This window comes from Vibrio sp. 1457, assembly GCF_033340195.1.
GTDB lineage: Bacteria > Pseudomonadota > Gammaproteobacteria > Enterobacterales > Vibrionaceae > Vibrio > Vibrio alginolyticus.
Genome location: NZ_JAWOWA010000027.1, coordinates 33372 through 54856, shown reverse-complemented (window position 1 = coordinate 54856; position 21485 = coordinate 33372). Strand labels below are relative to the sequence as shown.

General features: G+C 46.3%; 24 protein-coding genes. 8 read left to right on the top strand and 16 right to left on the bottom strand.

Going from position 1 to position 21485, the window contains the following annotated elements; all coding sequences use genetic code 11:
* Window positions 1-231: 231 nt before the first annotated feature.
* From fusA to fkpA, 8 genes are all read right to left on the bottom strand, one after another.
* Complete coding sequence (gene fusA, locus R7Z41_RS20670) at window positions 232-2331, bottom strand: elongation factor G (RefSeq protein ID WP_005382794.1); 2100 nt, start codon at window positions 2329-2331, stop codon at window positions 232-234.
* 75 nt (window positions 2332-2406) lie between these two features.
* On the bottom strand, window positions 2407-2877 hold the full coding sequence (gene rpsG, locus R7Z41_RS20665; protein WP_005382796.1) for a 30S ribosomal protein S7: 471 nt from the start codon (window positions 2875-2877) through the stop codon (window positions 2407-2409).
* A gap of 101 nt (window positions 2878-2978) precedes the next feature.
* A complete protein-coding gene (rpsL, locus tag R7Z41_RS20660) occupies window positions 2979-3353 on the bottom strand; it encodes a 30S ribosomal protein S12 (RefSeq protein WP_004399892.1) in 375 nt (124 codons plus the stop codon).
* Window positions 3354-3530: 177 nt separating this feature from the next.
* Entirely contained in the window at window positions 3531-3806 is a 276-nt protein-coding gene (gene tusB / locus R7Z41_RS20655; RefSeq protein ID WP_065274918.1) for a sulfurtransferase complex subunit TusB, read from the bottom strand.
* Between the two features lie 7 nt (window positions 3807-3813).
* Window positions 3814-4170, bottom strand: a complete 357-nt coding sequence (tusC, locus tag R7Z41_RS20650; RefSeq protein WP_065274919.1) for a sulfurtransferase complex subunit TusC — start codon at window positions 4168-4170, stop codon at window positions 3814-3816.
* Window positions 4167-4562, bottom strand: a complete 396-nt coding sequence (gene tusD, locus R7Z41_RS20645; RefSeq protein WP_017821752.1) for a sulfurtransferase complex subunit TusD — start codon at window positions 4560-4562, stop codon at window positions 4167-4169. The genes tusC and tusD overlap by 4 nt, the downstream gene beginning before the upstream one ends.
* A complete protein-coding gene (locus tag R7Z41_RS20640; RefSeq protein WP_005382804.1) occupies window positions 4559-5281 on the bottom strand; it encodes a transcriptional regulator in 723 nt (240 codons plus the stop codon). The genes tusD and R7Z41_RS20640 overlap by 4 nt, the downstream gene beginning before the upstream one ends.
* 143 nt (window positions 5282-5424) lie before the next feature.
* Window positions 5425-6207: an FKBP-type peptidyl-prolyl cis-trans isomerase gene (fkpA, locus tag R7Z41_RS20635; protein ID WP_017821751.1), complete on the bottom strand. Its 783-nt coding sequence runs from the start codon at window positions 6205-6207 to the stop codon at window positions 5425-5427.
* Window positions 6208-6335: 128 nt separating this feature from the next.
* On the opposite strand from fkpA, the gene R7Z41_RS20630 reads away from it, so the two are divergent.
* Both R7Z41_RS20630 and R7Z41_RS20625 read left to right on the top strand, forming a co-directional pair.
* Complete coding sequence (locus tag R7Z41_RS20630) at window positions 6336-7322, top strand: WD40 repeat domain-containing protein (protein WP_017633742.1); 987 nt, start codon at window positions 6336-6338, stop codon at window positions 7320-7322.
* Window positions 7319-7546, top strand: coding sequence for a SlyX family protein (locus R7Z41_RS20625; RefSeq protein WP_005381455.1), 228 nt, complete (start codon window positions 7319-7321; stop codon window positions 7544-7546). The genes R7Z41_RS20630 and R7Z41_RS20625 overlap by 4 nt, the downstream gene beginning before the upstream one ends.
* An 83-nt stretch (window positions 7547-7629) precedes the next feature.
* Here R7Z41_RS20625 and R7Z41_RS20620 read toward each other — a convergent pair whose 3' ends face one another.
* The 5 genes from R7Z41_RS20620 to kefG all read right to left on the bottom strand — a co-directional run bounded on the left by R7Z41_RS20620 (window position 7630) and on the right by kefG (window position 11954).
* Complete coding sequence (locus tag R7Z41_RS20620; protein ID WP_065275091.1) at window positions 7630-8571, bottom strand: isoaspartyl peptidase/L-asparaginase family protein; 942 nt, start codon at window positions 8569-8571, stop codon at window positions 7630-7632.
* A gap of 131 nt (window positions 8572-8702) precedes the next feature.
* Complete coding sequence (gene slyD, locus R7Z41_RS20615; protein WP_005381451.1) at window positions 8703-9254, bottom strand: peptidylprolyl isomerase; 552 nt, start codon at window positions 9252-9254, stop codon at window positions 8703-8705.
* A 92-nt stretch (window positions 9255-9346) separates the two neighbouring features.
* The gene (locus R7Z41_RS20610) at window positions 9347-9547 is read right to left on the bottom strand and encodes a YheV family putative zinc ribbon protein (protein WP_005381449.1); all 201 of its coding nucleotides are present in this window, start codon (window positions 9545-9547) and stop codon (window positions 9347-9349) included.
* A gap of 33 nt (window positions 9548-9580) precedes the next feature.
* Window positions 9581-11377, bottom strand: coding sequence for a glutathione-regulated potassium-efflux system protein KefB (gene kefB, locus R7Z41_RS20605; RefSeq protein WP_065274921.1), 1797 nt, complete (start codon window positions 11375-11377; stop codon window positions 9581-9583).
* The gene (kefG, locus tag R7Z41_RS20600; RefSeq protein WP_136977023.1) at window positions 11364-11954 is read right to left on the bottom strand and encodes a glutathione-regulated potassium-efflux system ancillary protein KefG; all 591 of its coding nucleotides are present in this window, start codon (window positions 11952-11954) and stop codon (window positions 11364-11366) included. Before kefG ends, kefB begins: the two co-directional genes overlap by 14 nt.
* A 209-nt stretch (window positions 11955-12163) precedes the next feature.
* Between kefG and R7Z41_RS20595 the strand changes: the two genes are divergently transcribed.
* The 6 genes from R7Z41_RS20595 to crp all read left to right on the top strand — a co-directional run bounded on the left by R7Z41_RS20595 (window position 12164) and on the right by crp (window position 17777).
* Window positions 12164-14083 carry an ABC transporter ATP-binding protein gene (locus R7Z41_RS20595; RefSeq protein ID WP_053307381.1) on the top strand — a complete coding sequence of 640 codons (1920 nt, stop codon included), beginning with the start codon at window positions 12164-12166 and terminating at the stop codon, window positions 14081-14083.
* Entirely contained in the window at window positions 14080-14568 is a 489-nt protein-coding gene (locus R7Z41_RS20590) for a TIGR02444 family protein (RefSeq protein ID WP_065274923.1), read from the top strand. Before R7Z41_RS20595 ends, R7Z41_RS20590 begins: the two co-directional genes overlap by 4 nt.
* 87 nt (window positions 14569-14655) lie before the next feature.
* Complete coding sequence (locus tag R7Z41_RS20585) at window positions 14656-15663, top strand: hydrolase (RefSeq protein ID WP_033907159.1); 1008 nt, start codon at window positions 14656-14658, stop codon at window positions 15661-15663.
* 33 nt (window positions 15664-15696) lie between these two features.
* Entirely contained in the window at window positions 15697-15909 is a 213-nt protein-coding gene (locus R7Z41_RS20580) for a YheU family protein (protein ID WP_005382815.1), read from the top strand.
* Window positions 15910-16034: 125 nt separating this feature from the next.
* The gene (locus tag R7Z41_RS20575) at window positions 16035-16904 is read left to right on the top strand and encodes a phosphoribulokinase (RefSeq protein ID WP_005381434.1); all 870 of its coding nucleotides are present in this window, start codon (window positions 16035-16037) and stop codon (window positions 16902-16904) included.
* 240 nt (window positions 16905-17144) lie between these two features.
* Complete coding sequence (gene crp, locus R7Z41_RS20570) at window positions 17145-17777, top strand: cAMP-activated global transcriptional regulator CRP (RefSeq protein ID WP_005381432.1); 633 nt, start codon at window positions 17145-17147, stop codon at window positions 17775-17777.
* A 136-nt stretch (window positions 17778-17913) separates the two neighbouring features.
* On the opposite strand, the gene R7Z41_RS20565 is transcribed toward crp, so the two are convergent.
* From R7Z41_RS20565 to astA, 3 genes are all read right to left on the bottom strand, one after another.
* A complete protein-coding gene (locus R7Z41_RS20565; protein WP_318136411.1) occupies window positions 17914-18705 on the bottom strand; it encodes a DUF1338 domain-containing protein in 792 nt (263 codons plus the stop codon).
* 248 nt (window positions 18706-18953) lie between these two features.
* Window positions 18954-20411, bottom strand: a complete 1458-nt coding sequence (gene astD / locus R7Z41_RS20560) for a succinylglutamate-semialdehyde dehydrogenase (RefSeq protein ID WP_005381424.1) — start codon at window positions 20409-20411, stop codon at window positions 18954-18956.
* Between the two features lie 28 nt (window positions 20412-20439).
* Window positions 20440-21459 carry an arginine N-succinyltransferase gene (gene astA / locus R7Z41_RS20555; RefSeq protein WP_005381422.1) on the bottom strand — a complete coding sequence of 340 codons (1020 nt, stop codon included), beginning with the start codon at window positions 21457-21459 and terminating at the stop codon, window positions 20440-20442.
* Between the last annotated feature and the right edge of the window lie 26 nt (window positions 21460-21485).

Sequence of the window (21485 nt, the reverse complement as noted above, 5' to 3'; positions counted from 1 at the left end):
TGTTTTACCGTGGTCAACGTGGCCGATAGTACCAACGTTAACGTGCGGTTTCGTACGTTCAAATTTTTCTTTAGACACGATCGTGTTCCTTCCTAGTTATGATTCGTCGTGATCATTATTGATCGACGACGCGCCAGAAATTGTTATTTTATGCGCCAACGCCCGTTAGCGCAATATTTGGACGCCCTGATCTCGCAAAAAGTCGTAAACTTTTTGCAGTTCAATCGTCAATTAGTAACCACGCTCTGCAATAATTTTATCTGCGAAGTTTTTCGGCACTTCAGCGTACTCGTGAAACTCCATAGAGTAAGACGCACGGCCTTGAGTTGCAGAACGTAGATCAGTTGCGTAACCGAACATTTCGGATAGTGGTACTTGAGCACGGATGATCTTAAGACCAGCCACACCTTCGTCCATGCCTTCAATGATACCGCGACGACGGTTTAGGTCACCAACAACGTCACCCATCCAGTCTTCCGGAGTGGTTACTTCGACATTCATCATAGGTTCTAGAATCACAGGTTGTGCTTCTAGTGCACCTTTCTTGAATGCCATCGAGCCAGCGATCTTAAACGCCATCTCGCTTGAGTCTACATCGTGGTAAGAACCATCAAATAGTGTAGCTTTAATATCTAGTACAGGGTAACCCGCTAGAACACCACTATTCATTTGCTCTTCGATACCTTTCGATACCGAACTGATGTATTCCTTAGGAATCACACCGCCCACGATTTCGTCTACGAATACGAAACCTTCACCAGGTTCAGAAGGCTCAAGTTTGACCCAAACATGACCGTATTGACCACGACCACCTGATTGACGAACAAACTTGCCTTCAACTTCCGCTTTACCACGAATGGTTTCACGGTAAGCAACCTGAGGTTTACCAACGTTACAATCAACGCTGAATTCACGCTTCATACGATCAACGATAATGTCTAGGTGAAGTTCACCCATACCTGAGATCAGAGTCTGACCTGATTCGTCGTCCGTTTCCACGCGGAATGATGGATCTTCCGCTGCTAGTTTACCTAGCGCGATAGCCATTTTCTCTTGGTCTGCCTTAGAACGAGGCTCTACAGCAATCTGAATAACTGGTTCAGGGAACTCCATGCGCTCTAGAATCACTTTGTGGTTCTGATCACACAGTGTGTCACCTGTTGTTACGTCTTTCAGACCGATAGCAGCTGCAATATCACCAGCGCGAACTTCTTTCACTTCTTCACGCTTATTCGCATGCATCTGAACGATACGACCGAAACGCTCTTTCTTCTCTTTTACTGAGTTGTAAACAGCGTCACCCGAGTTTACAACACCGGAGTAAACACGCATGAAAGTTAGCGTGCCCACGAATGGGTCAGTCGCAATCTTAAACGCTAGCGCTGAGAAAGGTTCGTTGTCGTCAGCATGACGCTCAACTTCATTTTCTCTTTCGTCGACACCTTTAATTGCAGGTACGTCAACAGGCGATGGCAAGAACTCAACTACTGCATCCAGTACCGCTTGAACACCTTTGTTCTTAAACGCACTACCACAAGTAGCCAGTACGATTTCGTTATTTAGTGTGCGAGTACGTAGAGCTTGTTTGAGCTCAGCTTCAGTCAATTCACCTTCTTCAAGGTACTTGTCCATCAGCTCTTCGCTAGCTTCAGCAGCGGATTCAACCATGTGGTTGCGCCACTCTTCAGCAAGTTCAATCATGTCAGCTGGGATGTCTTCGTAAGTAAACGAAGTGCCTTGATCGGCATCATTCCAGTTGATCATTTTCATCTTGATAAGGTCGATGACACCTCTGAACTCATCTTCCGCACCAACGTTCAGCTGGATTGGAACAGGAGTCGCACCAAGACGATTCTTAATTTGGTTCACAACGCGTAGGAAGTCTGCGCCCGCACGGTCCATCTTGTTTACAAATACCAAACGTGGAACGTGGTATTTGTCTGCTTGACGCCATACAGTTTCAGACTGAGGTTCAACACCAGATGAGCCACAGAACACAACCACAGCACCATCAAGTACACGAAGAGAACGCTCTACTTCGATAGTAAAGTCAACGTGTCCAGGGGTATCAATGATGTTTACGCGATGCTCAGGGAACTGTGCTTCCATACCACGCCAGAATGTAGTAGTCGCAGCGGATGTGATAGTGATACCACGCTCCTGCTCCTGCTCCATCCAGTCCATGGTTGCTGCACCATCGTGAACTTCGCCGATTTTGTGAGAAAGGCCAGTGTAGAACAGAATACGCTCAGTTGTGGTTGTTTTTCCTGCATCTACGTGAGCACAGATACCGATATTACGGTATAGCTCAATAGGAGTTTTACGAGCCACGATTGTATCCTCTTACTAAGGTGTACCTTAGAGTATAGAAAAGTGCTGCGAGAGAACCTCGCAGCACAGAAGGTATTACCAACGGTAATGAGCGAACGCTTTGTTTGCGTCAGCCATGCGGTGAACGTCTTCACGTTTCTTAACCGCAGTACCTTTGTTCTCAGACGCGTCTAGCATTTCAGCAGCTAGGCGTTGAGCCATAGATTTTTCACCACGCTTGCGCGCAGCTTCAACCAACCAACGCATAGCAAGTGCGTTACGGCGAACCGGACGTACTTCTACAGGTACTTGGTAAGTTGAACCACCAACACGGCGAGATTTAACCTCTACCGCTGGGCGAACGTTTTCAAGAGCTTCTTCAAAAATAGCTAAGTGGTCTTTACCAGACTTTTCAGCCATAGCATCTAGTGCAGTGTAAACGATTTTCTCTGCAGTAGATTTTTTACCGTCAACCATTAGGATGTTAACGAATTTTGCCAGCAATTCAGATTTGAATTTTGGATCTGGAAGGATCTTACGCTGACCAATGACGCGACGACGTGGCATGGATTTATCTCCGTTGTCTTCTTCAGGTTTTATCCAAAACTTTTCAGTTTTTTCAAAAAATTAAAAATAATTTAGTGTTTGGCCTTACTTAACGGAATCCATTAAGACTTAGGACGCTTCACACCGTACTTAGAACGACCTTGTTTACGGTCATTTACGCCAGCACAGTCTAGTGCGCCGCGAACAGTGTGGTAACGCACACCTGGAAGGTCTTTAACACGACCACCACGGATTAGAACAACTGAGTGCTCTTGAAGGTTGTGACCTTCACCGCCGATGTACGATGTAACTTCGAAGCCGTTTGTCAGACGTACACGACAAACTTTACGAAGTGCTGAGTTAGGTTTTTTAGGTGTAGTAGTGTAAACACGAGTACATACACCACGTTTTTGTGGGCACGCTTCTAGTGCAGGCACGTTGCTTTTAACAACTTGCTTTGCACGTGGCTTACGTACCAACTGGTTAATAGTTGCCATTAACTAGCTCCTGATTTACTTGAAAGTAAGCTTTGTGAAAAATCTATCCCCAACTGCCAATGCAGTTAGGGACGCAAAATTCTATGCAGCAGTGAGAGGTGTGTCAAGAAATATACGGATCTTTTTTGTTCAATTAGAACAATTCATCCGTAAAGCTTTGTCGACAGCAAATCTTGTTCAATCCCAAGTTAGGGATTTATCCTGTTTTGCTGTTAGTTCAACGAAGCCTGAGTAATTCACAATCGTCAGCGATGGACTGATACGATTTGCAATACCGCGAGCTTGCGCATCGCTCTCTAACACAAATACGCTGAGGTTTTTTAGATGGGAAAATGCTTTATGTTGCGAGTTAGCAGCGTACACTGCATCTTCTATAAGTAAGATGTCATCCTGTTCACTGCATAAGGGCATGGCGTCTTCTAGAGCAGAGACTGTTTTTATGATGTGTAACATACCTTCCTCAAAAAGACAGTAGCTTGCCAGCGTGTTGTAACTTATCTTTGAGCTGTTCTGAGCTTAACGCTTGGGCTTCAATGACTAAATCCGCTTGCGCCAAACCTCGCTGGGTTAACGACTCTGAACACACAAAGACTTGTTCGATGTCGTATAAATCGAAAAGCTTTAACATCGGCGCGTAATCTTTACTCAAAATATTGTTGGGGTTTTGTCCGAGTAGAAGCTGGTATACCCCGTCACCCATGAAAATGACGCTGATATCTTCACAGTAAGCCGACGCGGCTAACAGTGCATCCACACCTTCACGACCAGCTGCACTGCCATGTGGCGCACTACGAAATAGATAAGTTAACTGACTCAAAACTGTACCACTCTGTCTTGGGTTAACATCGCTTCAGCTAGGCTACCTAAGCCTGCTTGTTCAAAACCATCGGCTAGATTGTTCTGAACCAAACCATGTTGATTCGCTTCTTCTTCACTTACAATCCCGCGACGCAAAGCGGCCGCGACACAAGTTTCTAGGCGAACACCATGCTCTTTAGCCAAAGACTGCCACGCCTTATTGAGATCAAATTCATCGTTGGCTGGCACACTCAAAGCAGTACCATTAGTCACACCATCTTGATAAAAGAAGACGCTCACTAGCTGATGGCCTTGCTCTATCACCGCTTTGGCGAACTGATAAGCACTGCGCGCTGACTGGCTGCCATAAACGGGACCATTCACCACTAACGTGTAAGTCAGTTTACTCACCTTTCATCATCCTCGGTTTTACGTTGACGAATGTACAAGTAAACGGTGTGTTTTGAAATATTAAGGCGATCCGCGACACGGTTGATGGCATCTTTAATATCGAAGATACCTTTGTCGTACAACTCCATCACGATCTGGCGATTTTTGGTGTTGTTAGACACGGATTTATCCGCATTGATCTCTTCGATGGTGCGTTCAACAGTTTGGTCCACCAGCTCTTCTACGTCACTAGCAAAGTTGACCGAGGAAGCCGCTTCTTTCGCTTCTTGCGTCGGCATGAAAGACTGAAGAACTTGCGAGAAAGGCGCATCCAAGTTGACGTTGATACACAACAAACCAATCACGCGATTTTCGCCATTACGAATGGCGACAGTAATCGACTTCATCAACACGCCACCTTTTGCACGGGTAAAGTACGAACGTGAGAAGTTGCGCTCCGAGCCTTCGATGTCTTTTAGCATCTTAAGCGCTAAATCAGTGATTGGTGAGCCGACTTGGCGCCCCGTGTTTTCACCGTTAGCGATTTTAATTGCAGAGGTATTTAAGTCTTCTAGAGAGTGAAGAACGATTTCACAAAATGGACCTATCAGGCTGGCGATACCATCCACGACCGCCTCATAAGATCTTAAAATGATTTTGTCGTGCTCGGTAAACGGCATCACGTTAACGGATTCCATTTCGAGCAACATCTCCGCGTTTATTGTTTCTGTAGTTGTCATAAGCCTTCGAGCGAAAAATCAACAAATTGGTGTAAGTTTATCAGAAAATTTGAAAAGCAACCTAGCAAACTCACCAACTAGTGACCTAGAACAAAAAAGGCCCGTTAAACGGACCTTTTTCAATAACTTATCGCAGCTTATTGTTATTGCTCTGCGTTGTCGTTCTCAACTTTTAGCAGCTCAACTTCAAATACTAGCGTTGAGTTAGCAGGAATGCTTGGTGTGTCTTGGTCACCGTATGCTAGCTCTGGCGGGATAACGAATTTGAATTTAGAACCCACAGGCATTAGCTGAACACCTTCTGTCCAACCTGGGATTACACGGTTAAGTGGGAACGTTGCAGGTTCACCACGATCGTAGGAGCTGTCGAACTGAGTACCGTCGATCAGAGTACCTTTGTAGTGTACTTGAACCGTATCAGTGTCTTTTGGCTTCTCACCTTCAGCTGGTGTCATTACTTGGTATAGAAGACCTGTATCTGTCTTCACTACGCCTTCTTGCTTCTCAAACTCAGCACGGAAATCATCGCCAGCTTTTTTCGCTTCAGCTGCTTTCTCAGCCGCTTGTGCTTGCATCTTTTCTGCAACACGCTTGTCTAGAGATTCTAGTGCTGCACGTGTTTCTTCTTCATTCAATTCAGCATTGCCTTTGAAGACGTCTTCAATACCTTTTAATACCAAATCTTTGTTAAGATTAATGCCGATTTCGCTTGGCTTGTCGATGCTTGTGCTTAGGTAGTTAGCAAATGAAACACCGATTGCGTATGCCGCTTTGTCGTCGTCGGTTTTAAAGTGAACCGCTTTACCGGTTTCTGCTTGAACTTGTTCTGCTTGAGGTGCGGTTTCTGTTTTAGTTTCTTCTTTCTGACAACCTACCGCTAGCATGACTGTTGCAGCAAGTAGCGACACTTTTAAAACTGATTTCATTAAATTCTCCCAATAATGGCTCTGCCATTGGTTGTTGTGCACAAATCTTCTATGAGACTAGTGAAGACAATCGTTATACCAATATACTAGCTATATGTCTTAAGACACAAACCGGATTATTAGATGTGATGCAAAGAATTTTTCATTTATTCCTATATTTAATTGTCATCACCACGTTAAATGGTTGCTTTTTCGCCGAGCGTGAAGTGCAGCGTTGGCCGATAGAACCTCAAGGTGCGACGAGCTTCGCACTTAGCAGAGATGGACGGTTTGCTCTGCTCTATTCTCAACAACGTCATTTGATGTTGTGGGACCTAGAGCAAAATGAACAACTAGCCAATCTGGGTGAACTCGATGCCGATGCCAATGTGGTTTCCCATATCCGCATATCTGACAATGGTCGCTACGCAATTACAGCAAGCCAAATGAACTTCGCAGTTTGGGACCTAGGCTGGACGCAATCCGAAGGCCTTTGGTCTATCTCTGATGCGCTCATTCGCGACGTTGATATCACCAGTAATGGTGAACAAGTTCTGCTTGGGTTATCCAACGGTAAAGCAATTTATGTCAACTTAGTCACCGGGCGTCGCATGGAGTTCCTTGCGCATCGTGAAAAAGTCAATTCCGTGGCCATTTCTCCTAATGGGCGCTTCGCCCTAACCGGAGGTAATGACTATAAAGCGTATCTGTGGGATACCGAAACCGGACAAGTACTACGAACCTTCGAACATGAACAACGAATTGTTCGCGTGGCCCTGCAAAGAGATGGAAAATTAGCAATGACATCTGATGGCGGAAACCAAGCGATTGTTTGGAATTTAAAAACTGGACAAGAAGTCACACAGTTGAGCAGTTGGTCACGCCAATTAATTTTCTCTACCGCACGATTTTCTGACGACGGGACTCAACTAGTCACAGGAAGCCCTTCTGGCCGTGTGTCGATATGGGATACTCAAACCGGAAAACGAATGAGTGGATTTGAAGTGGAGCCCAAAAAAGACACTCGCCCTCCCCGTGCGGTCGTGTATGATGCAGCCTTTGATTCAAAACAACGCGTAATTACTGCTACTTCAGCAGGTATTGCCCAAGCTTGGCAGTTAGAGAACGGATCATGACAGAAAAAATCATTCAGCAATTGGAAGCACGCATTAATGACTTAGAATGTCAGCTTGCGTTCCAAGAACAGACTATTGAAGATCTGAACGGCGCTTTATCGCAGCAACAACTGCAAATTACCAAGATGCTCGATCAGATGAAATATGTGGTAGGTAAAGTAAAAAATATGGACTCGTCGAATTTAGCCGATCCGTCAGAAGAAACCCCACCACCGCATTATTAAAATGCAGGCTCAAACAGCATAAAGCCCAGAACATGTTCTGGGCTTTGTTGTATTGATTACTTAAGAAGGTTCTCAAGAGGAAGCTATTCGTCGGCGTAGATTTTAACGCTCAGCTCGCCTTGCGTATTAATGCCTGCTCGGTACATGCCAGAACTGTTCATCGCAAAGTGCATCTCACCTTTAGCATCAATGGCAATCAAACCGCCCTCTCCGCCCATCTGTTTGAGAGCACCTTGGATAATGTGTTCACAAGCCGTATGAATATCTTCTTGTAAGTAACGCATACGTGCTGCAACGTCTTCCGCAACACGTTTACGAATAAAGAACTCTCCGACACCCGTAGTGGAAACTGCCACAACGCCATTTTCGGCCACCGTACCACAACCAATCAGAGCCGAATCTCCGACTCGGTTGTATTTCTTATTCGTCACGCCACCCGTACTGGTGGCAGCGGCTAAGTTACCTTGTTGATCTAACGCTACCGCACCAACCGTACCGTGCTTACGGTCATCTGGGTAACGAGATTCCGACAAAGCAAACAGTCCTTTCTCACGCATAGACAGCAACTGCTCATAACGGCGATCAGTAAAGAAGTAATCTTGCTCGGTATACTCATGTCCTCGCTCAAAAGCAAACTTCTCTGCGCCCTCACCCACCAACAACACATGATTGCTGTTTCGCATCACATCACGAGCGAGCTCAATTGGGTTTCTGATATGACGAACCCCAGCGACCGCACCTGCTGCAAGGTTTCGCCCATCCATCACAGAAGCGTCCATTTCTACCATTTCGTTGTTGGTCAGCACTGAGCCTTTACCCGCATTAAAGTTAGGAGAGTCTTCCAATACTTTCACTGCCGCTACGACGGCATCTAAGGCTTCACCGCCCGTTTCTAGAATTTGATGTCCCGCTTTTACCGCAGCTTCTAAATCCGCCAAGATGGATTGTTGCAGCTCATCGCTCATCTGTTCACGCAAGATGGTGCCTGCACCGCCATGAATGGCAATCGAGAAAGGTTTCGTCATCGCTTTGTCCAACTGTTATTCCTTGTATGGTTGGCACTACACCTTAGATAAACAAAAAGCGCAAGTTGAAAACTCAACTTGCGCTTTTCAAAGCTTTGCTAGATAAGATTATCTAGTGAAGGCGCTTATGATTAGTGAGAACCACAGCTACCGCCGCCACAGCAGCCGCCTTCTTCTTCGTGATCGTGGTCATGATCGTGACCACCACAACAGCCACCACCTTGATGGATGTGACCGTGTTCGATCTCTTCTGCTGTTGCTTCACGTGTAGACATAACTTCTACTTCGAAAGTTAGTGTTTGACCAGCTAACATATGGTTACCGTCAACAACCACTTCGTTGCCGTCAACTTCTGTTACTTCAACAGGGATTGGACCTTGGTCAGTGTCAGCTAGGAAGCGCATGCCCACTTCGATTTGCTCAACGCCTTGGAACACGTCCGCAGGAACGCGCTGTACTAGCGCATCGTTGTGCTCACCGTAAGCTTCTTCAGGAGCTACCGTTACTGAGAACTTGTCGCCAGCCACTTTACCTTCAAGTTCTTTTTCAAGACCTGTGATTAGGTTGTTGTGACCGTGAAGGTAATCTAGAGGTGCTTCTGCTGTTGATTGATCAACAACGACACCGTCTTCCATCATTACTTTGTATGCAAGGCTTGCAACAACGTTCTTTTCAATTTTCATACTAACTCCAGGGAGATTAATTGACTTAACCTGAATGGGGTTAAGTACTGAGATATCTGGGTGTATTATGGGGATCAATTATCGAAGTTCAATTACTCCGGCTTAAAAATTCCGATCATTTCCTGATCTGAGTGTTTATTTTTCTCTACAGATTGTGGTTTGCGCTGCTCTGTAAACTCACACTCGACACACTCAACTAACTCGATGTTATTTTCAATCCACCAGCGCAGGGTATCTTGCTGGCTGCAATTTGGGCAGCTAGCGCCGGCAATAAAACGTTTCTTGATTTTCACGCTATTTCCTTAGCTTGAGTCTTGGCTCAAGTACTACTTCCAATGATTAGGTGACTGATGGTCGCTCTCCATTTCACGACCAAATATTTCTTCTAGCTCTTTGCGGGCCTCTTTCGCTCTTTGAGCTAATTTCTTATCTTCATTGTGTTGAGGCAATAAGTCCTTAAGCATAGCATTATCTAACTTGCGAAAATGTGCTTCTGCCCGCTTTGCTTGATAAGGATGCATACCCAGTTCTACGAGCGCTTGGCGACCGAGATCTAGTGCCCCTAGAAATGTTTCACGAGAGTAATTCTCTACACCATGACTCATTAACTGGTAAGCCTCGACACGGCTTCTTGCTCGGGCTAACAACTTAAGTTTCGGGAAGTGCACGCGACAAATGTCCACGATGGCCATCACCTCATCAGGTGAATCAGTACAAATAATCAATGCTTCCGCTTTATCAGCGCCAGCAGCCCTCAATAGGTCAATTTGTGTAGCATCGCCATAAAACACTTTGTAACCATACTTACGTAATAGGTGGATTTGGCTGGCATCACTTTCTAATACTGTCACTTTGATTTTATTGGCATACATTAAACGTCCGACGATCTGACCGAAACGTCCAAAGCCTGCAATGATAACGCGTGGTCGGCGATCCACGACTTTCGTGGTCATGCCCTCTTCTTCTTGATTCAGGGTATGAGCAAACCACTTCTTTTGTCCCATCAGCAAAAGAGGAGTCGTCACCATGGATAGACTGACCACCACCAACAGAAACGCCACTTGCTCTTTGGACAAAATGCCCTCTTGGCTCGCCGCGGTAAATATGACAAAGGCAAACTCACCGCCTTGGCTCAAAATTGCAGCCATACGGCTTCTCGCTTTGGCTCCGACACGGGCAGCTCTCGCCAATGCATACAAAACCAAACCCTTAACCACGACCAAAGCCACCACCGCACCGAGAATCTCTAAAGGATGTAATGCCAATAACCCCAAGTTTACCGCCATGCCCACCGCAATAAAGAATAACCCCAACAACAGACCTTTAAATGGCTCGATAGCGATTTCCAACTCATGGCGATACTCACTCTCTGCCAGCAAAACGCCTGCTAAAAAAGTCCCCAATGCCATCGAAAGACCGAGCTTTTGCATCACGACCGAAATGCCAAGCACAACTAAAAGTGCAGCAACGGTAAAGAGTTCACGAACGCCGCTCATCACGACAAAACGAAATAGCGGACGTAGTAAAAAGTGACCACCAATCAACAGTGCTACCACATTGCCTAAAATAGTGAAGACATCCAACCAACTTCCACCACTATGCCCGCCTGCTAGCAAGGGCAACATCGCCAGCATCGGGATCACTGCAATATCTTGAAAGAGCAGCACCGCAAAACCAGATTGCCCCGTTTCGGTACCATTAAGCCCTTGCTCTTCAATGACTTTAAGCGCAATCGCCGTCGAGGACAGCGCCAACCCCATCCCGATCACTAAACTCACTTGCATGCTTACGCCAAACATACTGACGACACTACCAATCACGGCGGTCGTGACCACAACCTGCGCACCGCCTAAACCTAAAATCGGCCCTCGCATCTGCCACAATTTTTTAGGGTTTAATTCCAGCCCTATCAAAAACAGTAACAACACAACCCCAAGCTCGGCAAAATGCAAAATGGCATCAACGTCGCTAATTAAGCCAAGCCCCCATGGGCCAATCAACACACCAGCAAGTAAATAACCTAAAACCGAGCCAAGCCCAAGGCGCTGAGCAATCGGCACCGCAATAACCGCAGCCGAAAGAAAGACCACACTGCTTTGAAGAAACTCACTAGTGATCGCCATACTGACCTCCTCGATCTGCCGCTTGCCAGTTTTCAAGTGGGTTACTCAGCCATCCACGGTATAACTCGGCATGTTCGTAGCGTTCAATATCCGAAACATTTCTTGACCAATACAACACCAGAGGTTCAATCCAGTGCATTTGGCATAGGGCTGCCGTCAGTTCAAACGGTTGCAAGATTTGCTCAAGTGGGTATTTGTTGTACCCCTTCGCGCTGAAGGCTTCTTCTTTACCACCTGTTGTAATGACACTGCGCCAGTATTTTCCTTCTAGAGCCGCACCTCCGCCAAACGCAAAGCCTTTACCTAACACTCGGTCTAGCCACTCTTTTAATAGGGCTGGACATGAATACATATAAAGTGGGTGGTGAAATACGATCACATCGTGAGCGAGCAACAACTCATGTTCGTAATTCACATCAATAAAGAAATCGGGGTAAACACCGTAAAGATCGTGCACAGTGACATGATCAAGCGACTGAGCTTTTTTTATCATCACTTGATTGGCAATCGAGTTATGTGGCTCTGGATGAGCATAAATGACCAGAACTTTTGGGAGAATAGACGGTGCAACAGCCAAATGGTCGTCCTTGTGGTTATTTTTATCCGTTATCAAATTGTTATACTTTTTTGTACAGCATAATGCAATTAAAGCGAATCAATCGACTTTTCCGGTCAATACCCCTACTATTCACCGCTAGATATATACCCAAGTGGCTTTAAAAACGATTGAAACCACTTCGCTATGTAACCAAGCAACGCGCACTGCGCAAAGTGAATGAAAACTTTATGATTACCTTCTCTGATATTCAGTTACTGCGTGGCGGTAAACCTCTTTTAGACCAAGCTTCTGCGACTATTCACCCTGGCGATAAAGTCGGTCTTGTGGGCAAAAACGGCTGCGGTAAATCAACGCTGTTTGCCCTACTGAAAGATGAACTGTCAATTGATGCAGGCTCATTTAGCCAACCTCAACATTGGGAGTTGGCCTGGGTCGCACAGGAAACGCCTGCGCTAGAGCGCACTGCACTGGAATACGTCATTGATGGTGATCGCGAATACCGCGCTCTCGAAAAGCAGTTAGCTGAAGCAGAAACACAAGACAACGGAACCCTAGTTGCCGAGATACACGGTAAAATTGAAACCATTGGTGGTTACAGCATTCGCGCTCGCGCGGCAGAACTGCTCGATGGTTTAGGGTTCAGCCAAGAGCAAATGAGTTGGAGTTTGACCCAATTCTCGGGTGGTTGGCGTATGCGTCTTAACTTGGCTCAAGCGCTATTGTGTCGTTCTGACTTATTGCTACTCGATGAGCCAACCAACCACTTGGATTTGGACGCGGTAATGTGGTTAGAGCGTTGGCTACAAAACTACCCTGGCACGCTGATTCTGATCTCGCACGACCGAGACTTCCTTGATCCAATTGTTGGTCGCATCATTCACATCGAGAATCAGCAGCTGAACGAATACACGGGTAACTACTCGTCATTCGAAAACCAACGCGCACAAAAGATGGTGTTACAACAAGCGATGTTTGAAAAGCAACAGAAGCAGATGTCGCACATGCAAAGCTACATCGACCGCTTCCGTTACAAAGCATCAAAAGCACGCCAGGCTCAAAGCCGTATTAAAGCTTTGGAGCGCATGGAGAAAGTGTTACCAGCTCAATTCGATAACCCATTTAGCTTCCAATTCCGTGAGCCAGCTGCGCTGCCAAACCCAATCATGATGATGGATGAAGTATCTGCAGGTTACGGTGACAACCTCATCTTAGAGAAGATCCGCTTGAACTTGGTTCCTGGCAGTCGTATTGGTCTACTCGGCCGTAATGGTGCGGGTAAATCGACCTTAATCAAGCTGCTCTCTGGTGAACTTAACGCGCAAGGTGGTGACCTAACTTACTCACAAGGCGTGAAAATTGGTTACTTCGCTCAGCACCAGTTAGAAACGCTTCATCCTGAAGAAACGCCGCTGCAACACATGATGCAAATCGCACCCGATCAAACCGAACAGCAGCTACGTGATTACCTAGGTAGCTTTGGCTTCCAAGGTGACAAAGCACTAGAAAAAGTTGCGCCGTTTTCTGGTGGCGAAAAAGCCCGTTTGGTATTGGCTTTAATTGTGTGGCAAAAGCCAAACCTGTTGCTACTTGATGAACCGACCAACCACTTAGACTTGGACATGCGCCAAGCACTTACGATGGCACTGCAAACGTTCGAAGGTGCGATGGTGATTGTTTCGCACGACCGCTATTTACTGCGCGCTACGACCGATGACTTGTATTTAGTGCATGATAGACAAGTTGCTCCGTTCGACGGTGACTTAAATGACTATTACAAGTGGTTAACCGAACAACAAAGAGCGGAACGCAAAGAAGCACAAGCCGCACAGCCAGCCAAAGATAGCGCCAACAGCGCGGCAGCGAAAAAAGAGCAAAAACGTCGCGATGCAGAGTTTCGAAAACAGACAGCGCCAATTCGCAAAACGCTGACACAACTAGAAAATAAAATGGATAAGTTAGGTGCTGCACTGGCCGAAGCTGAAGAACAATTGGCGGACAACTCACTGTATGCGGCCGAAAATAAAGCTAAACTTAACCAAGTGCTGGCACTTCAAGCTTCTAGTAAGGCTGAGCTCGAAGAAATTGAAATGGAATGGATGTCTGCTCAAGAAACGTTGGAGCAGATGGAGCTAGAGTTTAATCAATGAGTAATCAACACGCTGAATACACACTCACCCTAGAACACCTTTGGCAGTTTAGTCTGCAGTTTTATGGTGTGCGAGAAGTGAAAGAGGCGTGCTTATCATTGCAAAACAACTACCACGGTAACGTGAACCTACTCCTGCTGCTCAGATGGCTCGATGAGCAGCAACTCATTTTCCAAGAAAAAGACTGGCCCTTGGTGCAAGACTGTCTAGGTAGAAGCGAAACTTTACTTCACTCCTTTCGCGACCTTCGTCGCCACCTTAAGTCTCAAGTCAATGACGCTTTGTATCGTGAGACCTTGCAGTTTGAGCTGCAACTAGAAAAGCAGCAACAAGCGGATTTGGTGAACTGCATTAACTCACTTGCACTACTCAAAAATGATGGTGACCCACTGACGTTGAGATACTGTCGTCAACTCGGTGGGGAGCATTTGCAGCAAGCCTTTGCTATTCCGGTGCCAAACATTCAACCACCAAAACGCCCATAAATCTGTAGAATACCTATAATCTTTATAAAGGATTATATTAATAAGTTCTTCAACGGACACCGAAGGACCGCATAAGAGCAGTTAGGTATGACACAATTTTTCGCAGCCGCCGGGATCAAAAACCCGCATCTCCAAACGCTTTTGCCGCGTTTTATTCGCAAAAAAGCGTTATTTACGCCGATTTGGCAAACCCTCGATACATCCGATGGCGACTTTCTCGATCTCGCGTGGAGCGAGGACCCAACCCAAGAGCCTGCACAAAAAAAGCCGATTTTTGTTTTATTTCATGGGTTAGAGGGGTGCTTCTATAGCCCTTATGCCAATGGGCTAATGAATGCATTTGCTCAATCTGGATGGCTGTCGGTGATGATGCATTTTCGTGGCTGCAGCGGTAAACCAAACAAAAAAGCACGAGCTTATCACTCGGGAGAAGTGACGGATGCTCGTTACTTCCTAGAGCACCTTGAACAACGTTTTCCTGATAATCCCAAAGTTGCAGTTGGTATTTCTCTTGGCGGTAACATGTTGGCGAATTATTTAGCCCAATATAAAGACCACCCTATTTTGAATGCAGCGACTATTATCTCAGCGCCTTTAGACCTAGCGGCGTGTGCAAACCGTATTGAACAAGGCTTTTCGAAAGTGTATCGCCGTTACCTGCTTTCTTCACTGAAACGTAACGCGTTACAAAAGCATCATCTACTGCACGGCGAGCTTGCGCTGTCCTACAACTCAATAAAACGTGTCACACGGCTGTATGAATTCGATGATTTGATCACCGCACCATTGCATGGCTTTAAAGACGCACAAGATTATTACGATCAATGTTCAGGCTTAAGTAAATTACAACAGATCACGCTACCGACACTGATCATTCACGCCAAAGACGATCCATTCATGACCGACGATGTGATCCCGAAGTTTGTTCTGCCAGATAACATTGATTACCGTCTCTTTGAACACGGTGGCCATGTTGGCTTCCTAACAGGAACGGCGTTAAAACCTAAGTTTTGGTTGGAGGAAGCGCTGCCCGCGTATTACGAAAGTATCGCCGCAGATTACCTTTCTGCTGTATCCAAGCAACGAACGCAGTAAACTAGCCGCTCATCATAAAAGTTAGAGGTATTTATGATCATTCCATGGCAAGACATTGCGCCGGAAACATTGGAAAACTTAATTCGTGAATTCGTCTTACGCGAAGGAACGGATTACGGAACCGTCGAGGTTTCTTTGCAAGACAAAATTGATCAAGTTAAAGCTCAATTGGAAAAAGGTGAAGCGGTTATCGTGTTCTCTGAGCTACACGAAACCGTCGATATTCAACATAAAACAAAATTTTAGACCCTTCACATTTTACCGTATCCCACTCGATGACAAGGTATTGTTACGTGCTATAGTGGGATATCGACCGTGCAGTAGTAACTCTACTGCACATTACAGGTAAGTAATTTTCGACAAGGTTTGTCATGTCAGCTAAACACCCAATTATTGCGGTTACTGGTTCGTCCGGTGCCGGCACGACCACTACATCTGAAGCCTTCCGTAAAATGTTCAATATGATGAACGTTAAACCCGCATGGGTTGAAGGCGATAGCTTCCATCGCTTTACTCGCCCAGAAATGGACATCGAAATTCGCAAAGCCCGCGAGCAAGGTCGACACATTAGCTACTTTGGCCCACAAGCTAATGACTTCCCGGGATTAGAAGAGTTTTTCCGTAAGTTCGGGCATGACGGCACTGGCAGCGTGCGCCGTTATCTGCACACGTTTGACGAAGCGGTTCCCTACAATCAAATGCCAGGCACGTTTACACCGTGGCAAGACTTACCCGAAAACAGCGACGTTCTGTTTTATGAAGGGTTACATGGTGGCGTAGTCGATGGCGATGTTAATGTTGCTCAACATGTGGATTTCTTAATCGGCATGGTGCCGATTGTGAACTTAGAGTGGATACAAAAATTCGTACGTGACACTCGCGATCGCGGCCATTCGCGTGAAGCGGTAATGGACTCAATCGTGCGATCCATGGACGATTACCTCAACTATATCACTCCGCAGTTTTCTCGTACTCACATCAACTTCCAGCGCGTACCGACCGTTGATACTTCCAACCCACTTAATGCAAAAGGCATCCCTAGTTTGGATGAGAGTTTTGTGGTGATTCGCCTACGCGGTATCAAGAATGTCGACTTCCCATATCTGCTGGCCATGATTGATGGCTCATTCATGTCACGCCACAACACGATTGTCGTACCCGGCGGTAAGATGAGCTTTGCAATGGAGCTCATAGTTCGGCCTATCCTACAACAGCTCATCGAAACAGGGAAAATTGGCTAAAAACCTGCCTGCGAAGATGTTTACTTTTCATACCGTGATCATGTGCACAGTTTTGCTTACAAAATCTCAATCATGGCACGATTAAAATCAAGAAATCGTTTTCGAAAAAGGATACTATTTCTTACCGAAACACAAGAGAGCTTGCAGCATATAAAAAGTGCTCTTATTCTAGTAGGCCTAATTCAGGCTTAGCTAAAATATGGATAGCGCAAGCGTACCCTGCAGAGGAAGTGAGATATTATGGTTCTAGGTAAACCTCAAACCGACCCAACATTAGAGTGGTTTCTTTCACACTGTCATATTCATAAGTACCCTTCAAAGAGCACGCTAATTCACGCGGGCGAAAAGGCAGAAACTTTGTACTACATCGTTAAAGGTTCTGTTGCGGTTCTTATCAAAGACGAAGAAGGTAAGGAGATGATCCTTTCTTACCTAAACCAAGGAGACTTTATTGGTGAACTTGGTCTATTCGAGGAAGACCAAGAGCGCACAGCTTGGGTTCGTGCTAAATCTCCTTGTGAAGTTGCTGAAATTTCTTTCAAGAAGTTCCGTCAGCTTATCCAAGTAAACCCAGACATCCTAATGCGTCTTTCTGCGCAGATGGCTCGTCGTCTTCAAGTAACTAGCCAAAAAGTGGGTGACCTGGCGTTCCTAGACGTAACTGGTCGTATCGCTCAGACGCTTCTGAACCTTGCAAAACAACCAGACGCAATGACTCACCCAGACGGCATGCAAATCAAGATCACTCGTCAAGAAATCGGTCAAATTGTTGGCTGTTCTCGTGAGACAGTAGGTCGTATCTTGAAGATGCTAGAAGAGCAGAACCTAATCTCTGCTCACGGTAAAACCATCGTGGTTTACGGTACTCGTTAATCTCGAACTAGAGTGACACGAACAAAATTATAAAAAGCCACCAATGGCAACATTGGTGGCTTTTATTTACTCATGACCAAATGAGATAGGGTGCAGCGAACACTAATGAGTAAGCTTAACAGGTTAACCCTAAAACTTAGCCATTCGTACTTTCAAAGATTTTGTCAGCTGAAGGGGCCACGAAACCTGGGTACAAATCACCATTTTCCATCGGATAGCGCTTAGCAAATTCATAAAACCCGCCAGGGATAATTTCAGTGCCTTCGCTAAAACGAACCGCTACTTTATCTGCCATGGTCGATGACTGCTCTAGCAACACCTCAGGAGTGCCCTTCACTTCACCACCATTTTCATTAATGGTAAACCCAGCGGTACGCAGATGATCGTTTACCTGCTTCACTTCTTCATATTCATTGAGCTGGTTAACGCTCACCGTGAAGTGGTTTGCTCCGTAACCATGCGCCGCAAGCCAAGATGCGTACTCACTTTCTTTAGCCAACGTTTGGTAATCAGCAAAGCTTAAATCCCACAAGCGTCCACCATGTAAGAATGCGCTATCGTTCAGCTTGTCAGCATCGACTTGTGCCACCAAATTTTTCACAATCTCTTGTAGCTCAGGCGAGCACTCTTCAACTTTTAGCTCACTAATAAATACTTTAGGTTGCTTCGGATCTGGGTGCTCATAGTGCTTAGCAACCAGCTTTTTGCTTTCGAAAACGTAATCACCACACGCCTTGTAACCAATAGCTACAAATGGCTTAGCTAGAGTTTCAATACCAAGAGGCGCAATATTGAAGGTACGTAAAGCTATATGATCATTAATCAGAGGCTCATCTTCTTGAAGCAGCTGATGCACTTTAGCAGCAGAGGGGCAAAGACGTTGAATGTAATCTTGCCATAGCGATTCAAATAACACATCGGGCGTCATAACGACTCCTTGTTACGAGATGTAGAGTTTAAAGGTAAGCGGAAGTTGGCTGCTCGTTCACAACAAAAGTTGTCCAGAATAATGAACGAGCAACCATCAACCTGTGACGGTAAATGCCAGTCAGTCAACACGCTTTTCCGAGTCTTTGCTCACTTTTCGTGTTCTGCCAACGATCACTACAACCCATACCTAAATGATGCGCCGGCAAGGTGAGCCGCAATGCATAGTTGCGACTCTATTATTAAATCTTATAGCGCTACACCTGGACTCAATGTTGCAGGCAAGACAGTTTCTTGACCTTCCATTGATGCCATTGGGTACGCACAGTAATCTGCTGCGTAGTAAGCGCTTGGGCGCAAGTTACCCGACGCCCCCGGACCACCAAATGGCGCATCACCGCTTGCACCAGTGAGCTGGCGGTTACGGTTCACGATACCTGCACGAATGTGGTCAACGAAGTATTCCCATTCTTGGTCGTCGGTTGAGACCAAACCAGCAGATAAGCCAAAGCGCGTATCGTTTGCTAGCGCCACGGCTTTGTCTAACCCTTCGTAGCGCACCACTTGCAGAAGTGGGCCGAAGTATTCTTCATCTGGTAACTCAGCAATGTTCGTTACATCAATGATACCTGGAGAAACAAACGCCGCCTCTCCTGCTTTCGCTTCAATTAAGCTTTCACCGCCAAGAGACTGTAGGTTAGCTTGTGCATCAAGAATAAACTTGGCTGCCGCGACCGATATTTGCGGCCCCATAAATGGCGCAGGTTCTGCAAATGGTTGGTCTACGCGAATATTGCGTGTCGCTTCAACGAGCTTGGTGATAAGCGCATCGCCTTTTTCACCCAATGGCACATACAAACGACGAGCACACGTACAACGCTGCCCAGCACTGATAAACGCTGACTGGATGATGGTATAAACCGTGGCATCCAAATCACCATATTTATCAGAGATCACCATCGGGTTATTACCACCCATTTCTAGTGCGAGCATCTTGCCCGGTTGACCCGCAAATTGACGGTGTAATACATGCCCCGTATTCGCGCTACCCGTAAACAGTACGCCATCAATGCCTTTTGCGTCAGCGAGCGCGATACCAGTTTCTTTCGCGCCTTGAACAAGGTTAATCACGCCTTTCGGCAGACCGGCTTCTTCCCATAGCTTCATTGCCAATTCACCCGTCCATGGCGTTTGCTCAGACGGTTTGAAGACTACCGTATTACCAGCCAGTAGCGCAGGCACAATGTGACCATTTGGTAGGTGGCCTGGGAAGTTGTAAGGACCAAACACCGCCATCACGCCCAATGGGCGGTGGCGCAATACGATTTGGTTGCCTGCTGCTTCACGGCTCGCCTCACCAGTGCGGTCATGATAAGCGCGAATCGAAATGGCAATTTTACCTGCCATTGCCGCTGCTTCAGTGCGCGTTTCCCAAATTGGCTTACCAGTTTCTTTGGCAATGACTTCGGCGATTTTTTCGCTGTTCTCTTTTACTTTCTCCGCAAAAGCCAACACGATTGCCTCACGCTCTGAAAATGGGCGCTTTTTCCAGTCAATAAACGCTTCACGCGCTGCAGATACCGCCTGGTTCACCTGCTCTGCCGTTGCACCTTTGCCTTGCCAGATCACTTCTTGGTTGTACGGCGACAGAGACGTAAATGCTTCACCCTGACCTTGTACCCATTCACCTGCAATCCAATGTGTCATTGTTTCTATCCTTAAATTCTGTCGTCTGTTACTGCGGAAGAAGGCGAACGAAATCCCCTTCTTCAACCGAAAGTGCATCCGCAACGTCTGGTGCGATCATTACGCTCTGTGTCTCTGCGTCATACGCCGCCTTAGTGACTGTCGCACGGAAGTTCTCGAAAGATGAATTACACATCAAGAAGTCTTGTGTGCTGGAATGTTCAGAGATTTTGACTTGCGCGCGGAATGAATGACGTACCGACTCAATATTACGCAGATCACACTCAACCGTTGGGCCACCATCGAAGATGTCGACGTAGCCTCGGTTGGTAAAACCTTCACGCTCAAGCAGCTTCAGCGCTGGACGCGTGTTGTCATGTACTTGACCAATCACGGCTTGCGCTTCTGGGCTGAGCAGGTTGATGTAAATAGGCAGTTTCGGCATCAAGTCGGCGATAAAGCCTTTCTTGCCGATACCTGTCAGGTAATCTGCAAGAGTGAAATCGATAGAGAAGAAATGCTCTTGGAGCCATTGCCAGAATGGTGAATTACCCTCGTCGTCTGAAACGCCACGCATCTCCGCAAAGATCGTTTCAGAGAAGCGCTCTGGGTGCTCTGCCATCATTAGGAAACGACACTTCGACATTAGACGACCATTCAGACCTTGGCGGAATTTCTCACGCAAGAACAAGGTACAAATTTCGCTGTTACCCGTGTAGTTATTACCAAAAGTAAGCAGTTTAACGACGTTGTTAACGCCAAGCTTTGGCGACGAGTGCACAACTTTACTAATGTGATATGAGTAAAATGGGACATCCCAGCCGATAGATGCTTCGATTCCGGTGGTACCCGCAACCTCACCCGTTTCAGAGTCAAAGCCAACCATCAGGTAGCCTTCATCGCCTGGTTCTGCCACATCTGGCTTACCAAAGCTGTACTCTGAATGTTTGATTCGATTGGTTAACAGTTCTTCGTTAACCGGTAGAGATGTAAATCCGTGACCAGACTCCACCGCACAAGTGTGCAGTGCGTCGTAATCCGACATCGCGATAGGGCGAACTACTAGCATCAATACTCCCTCCAGATGCAAGAAGA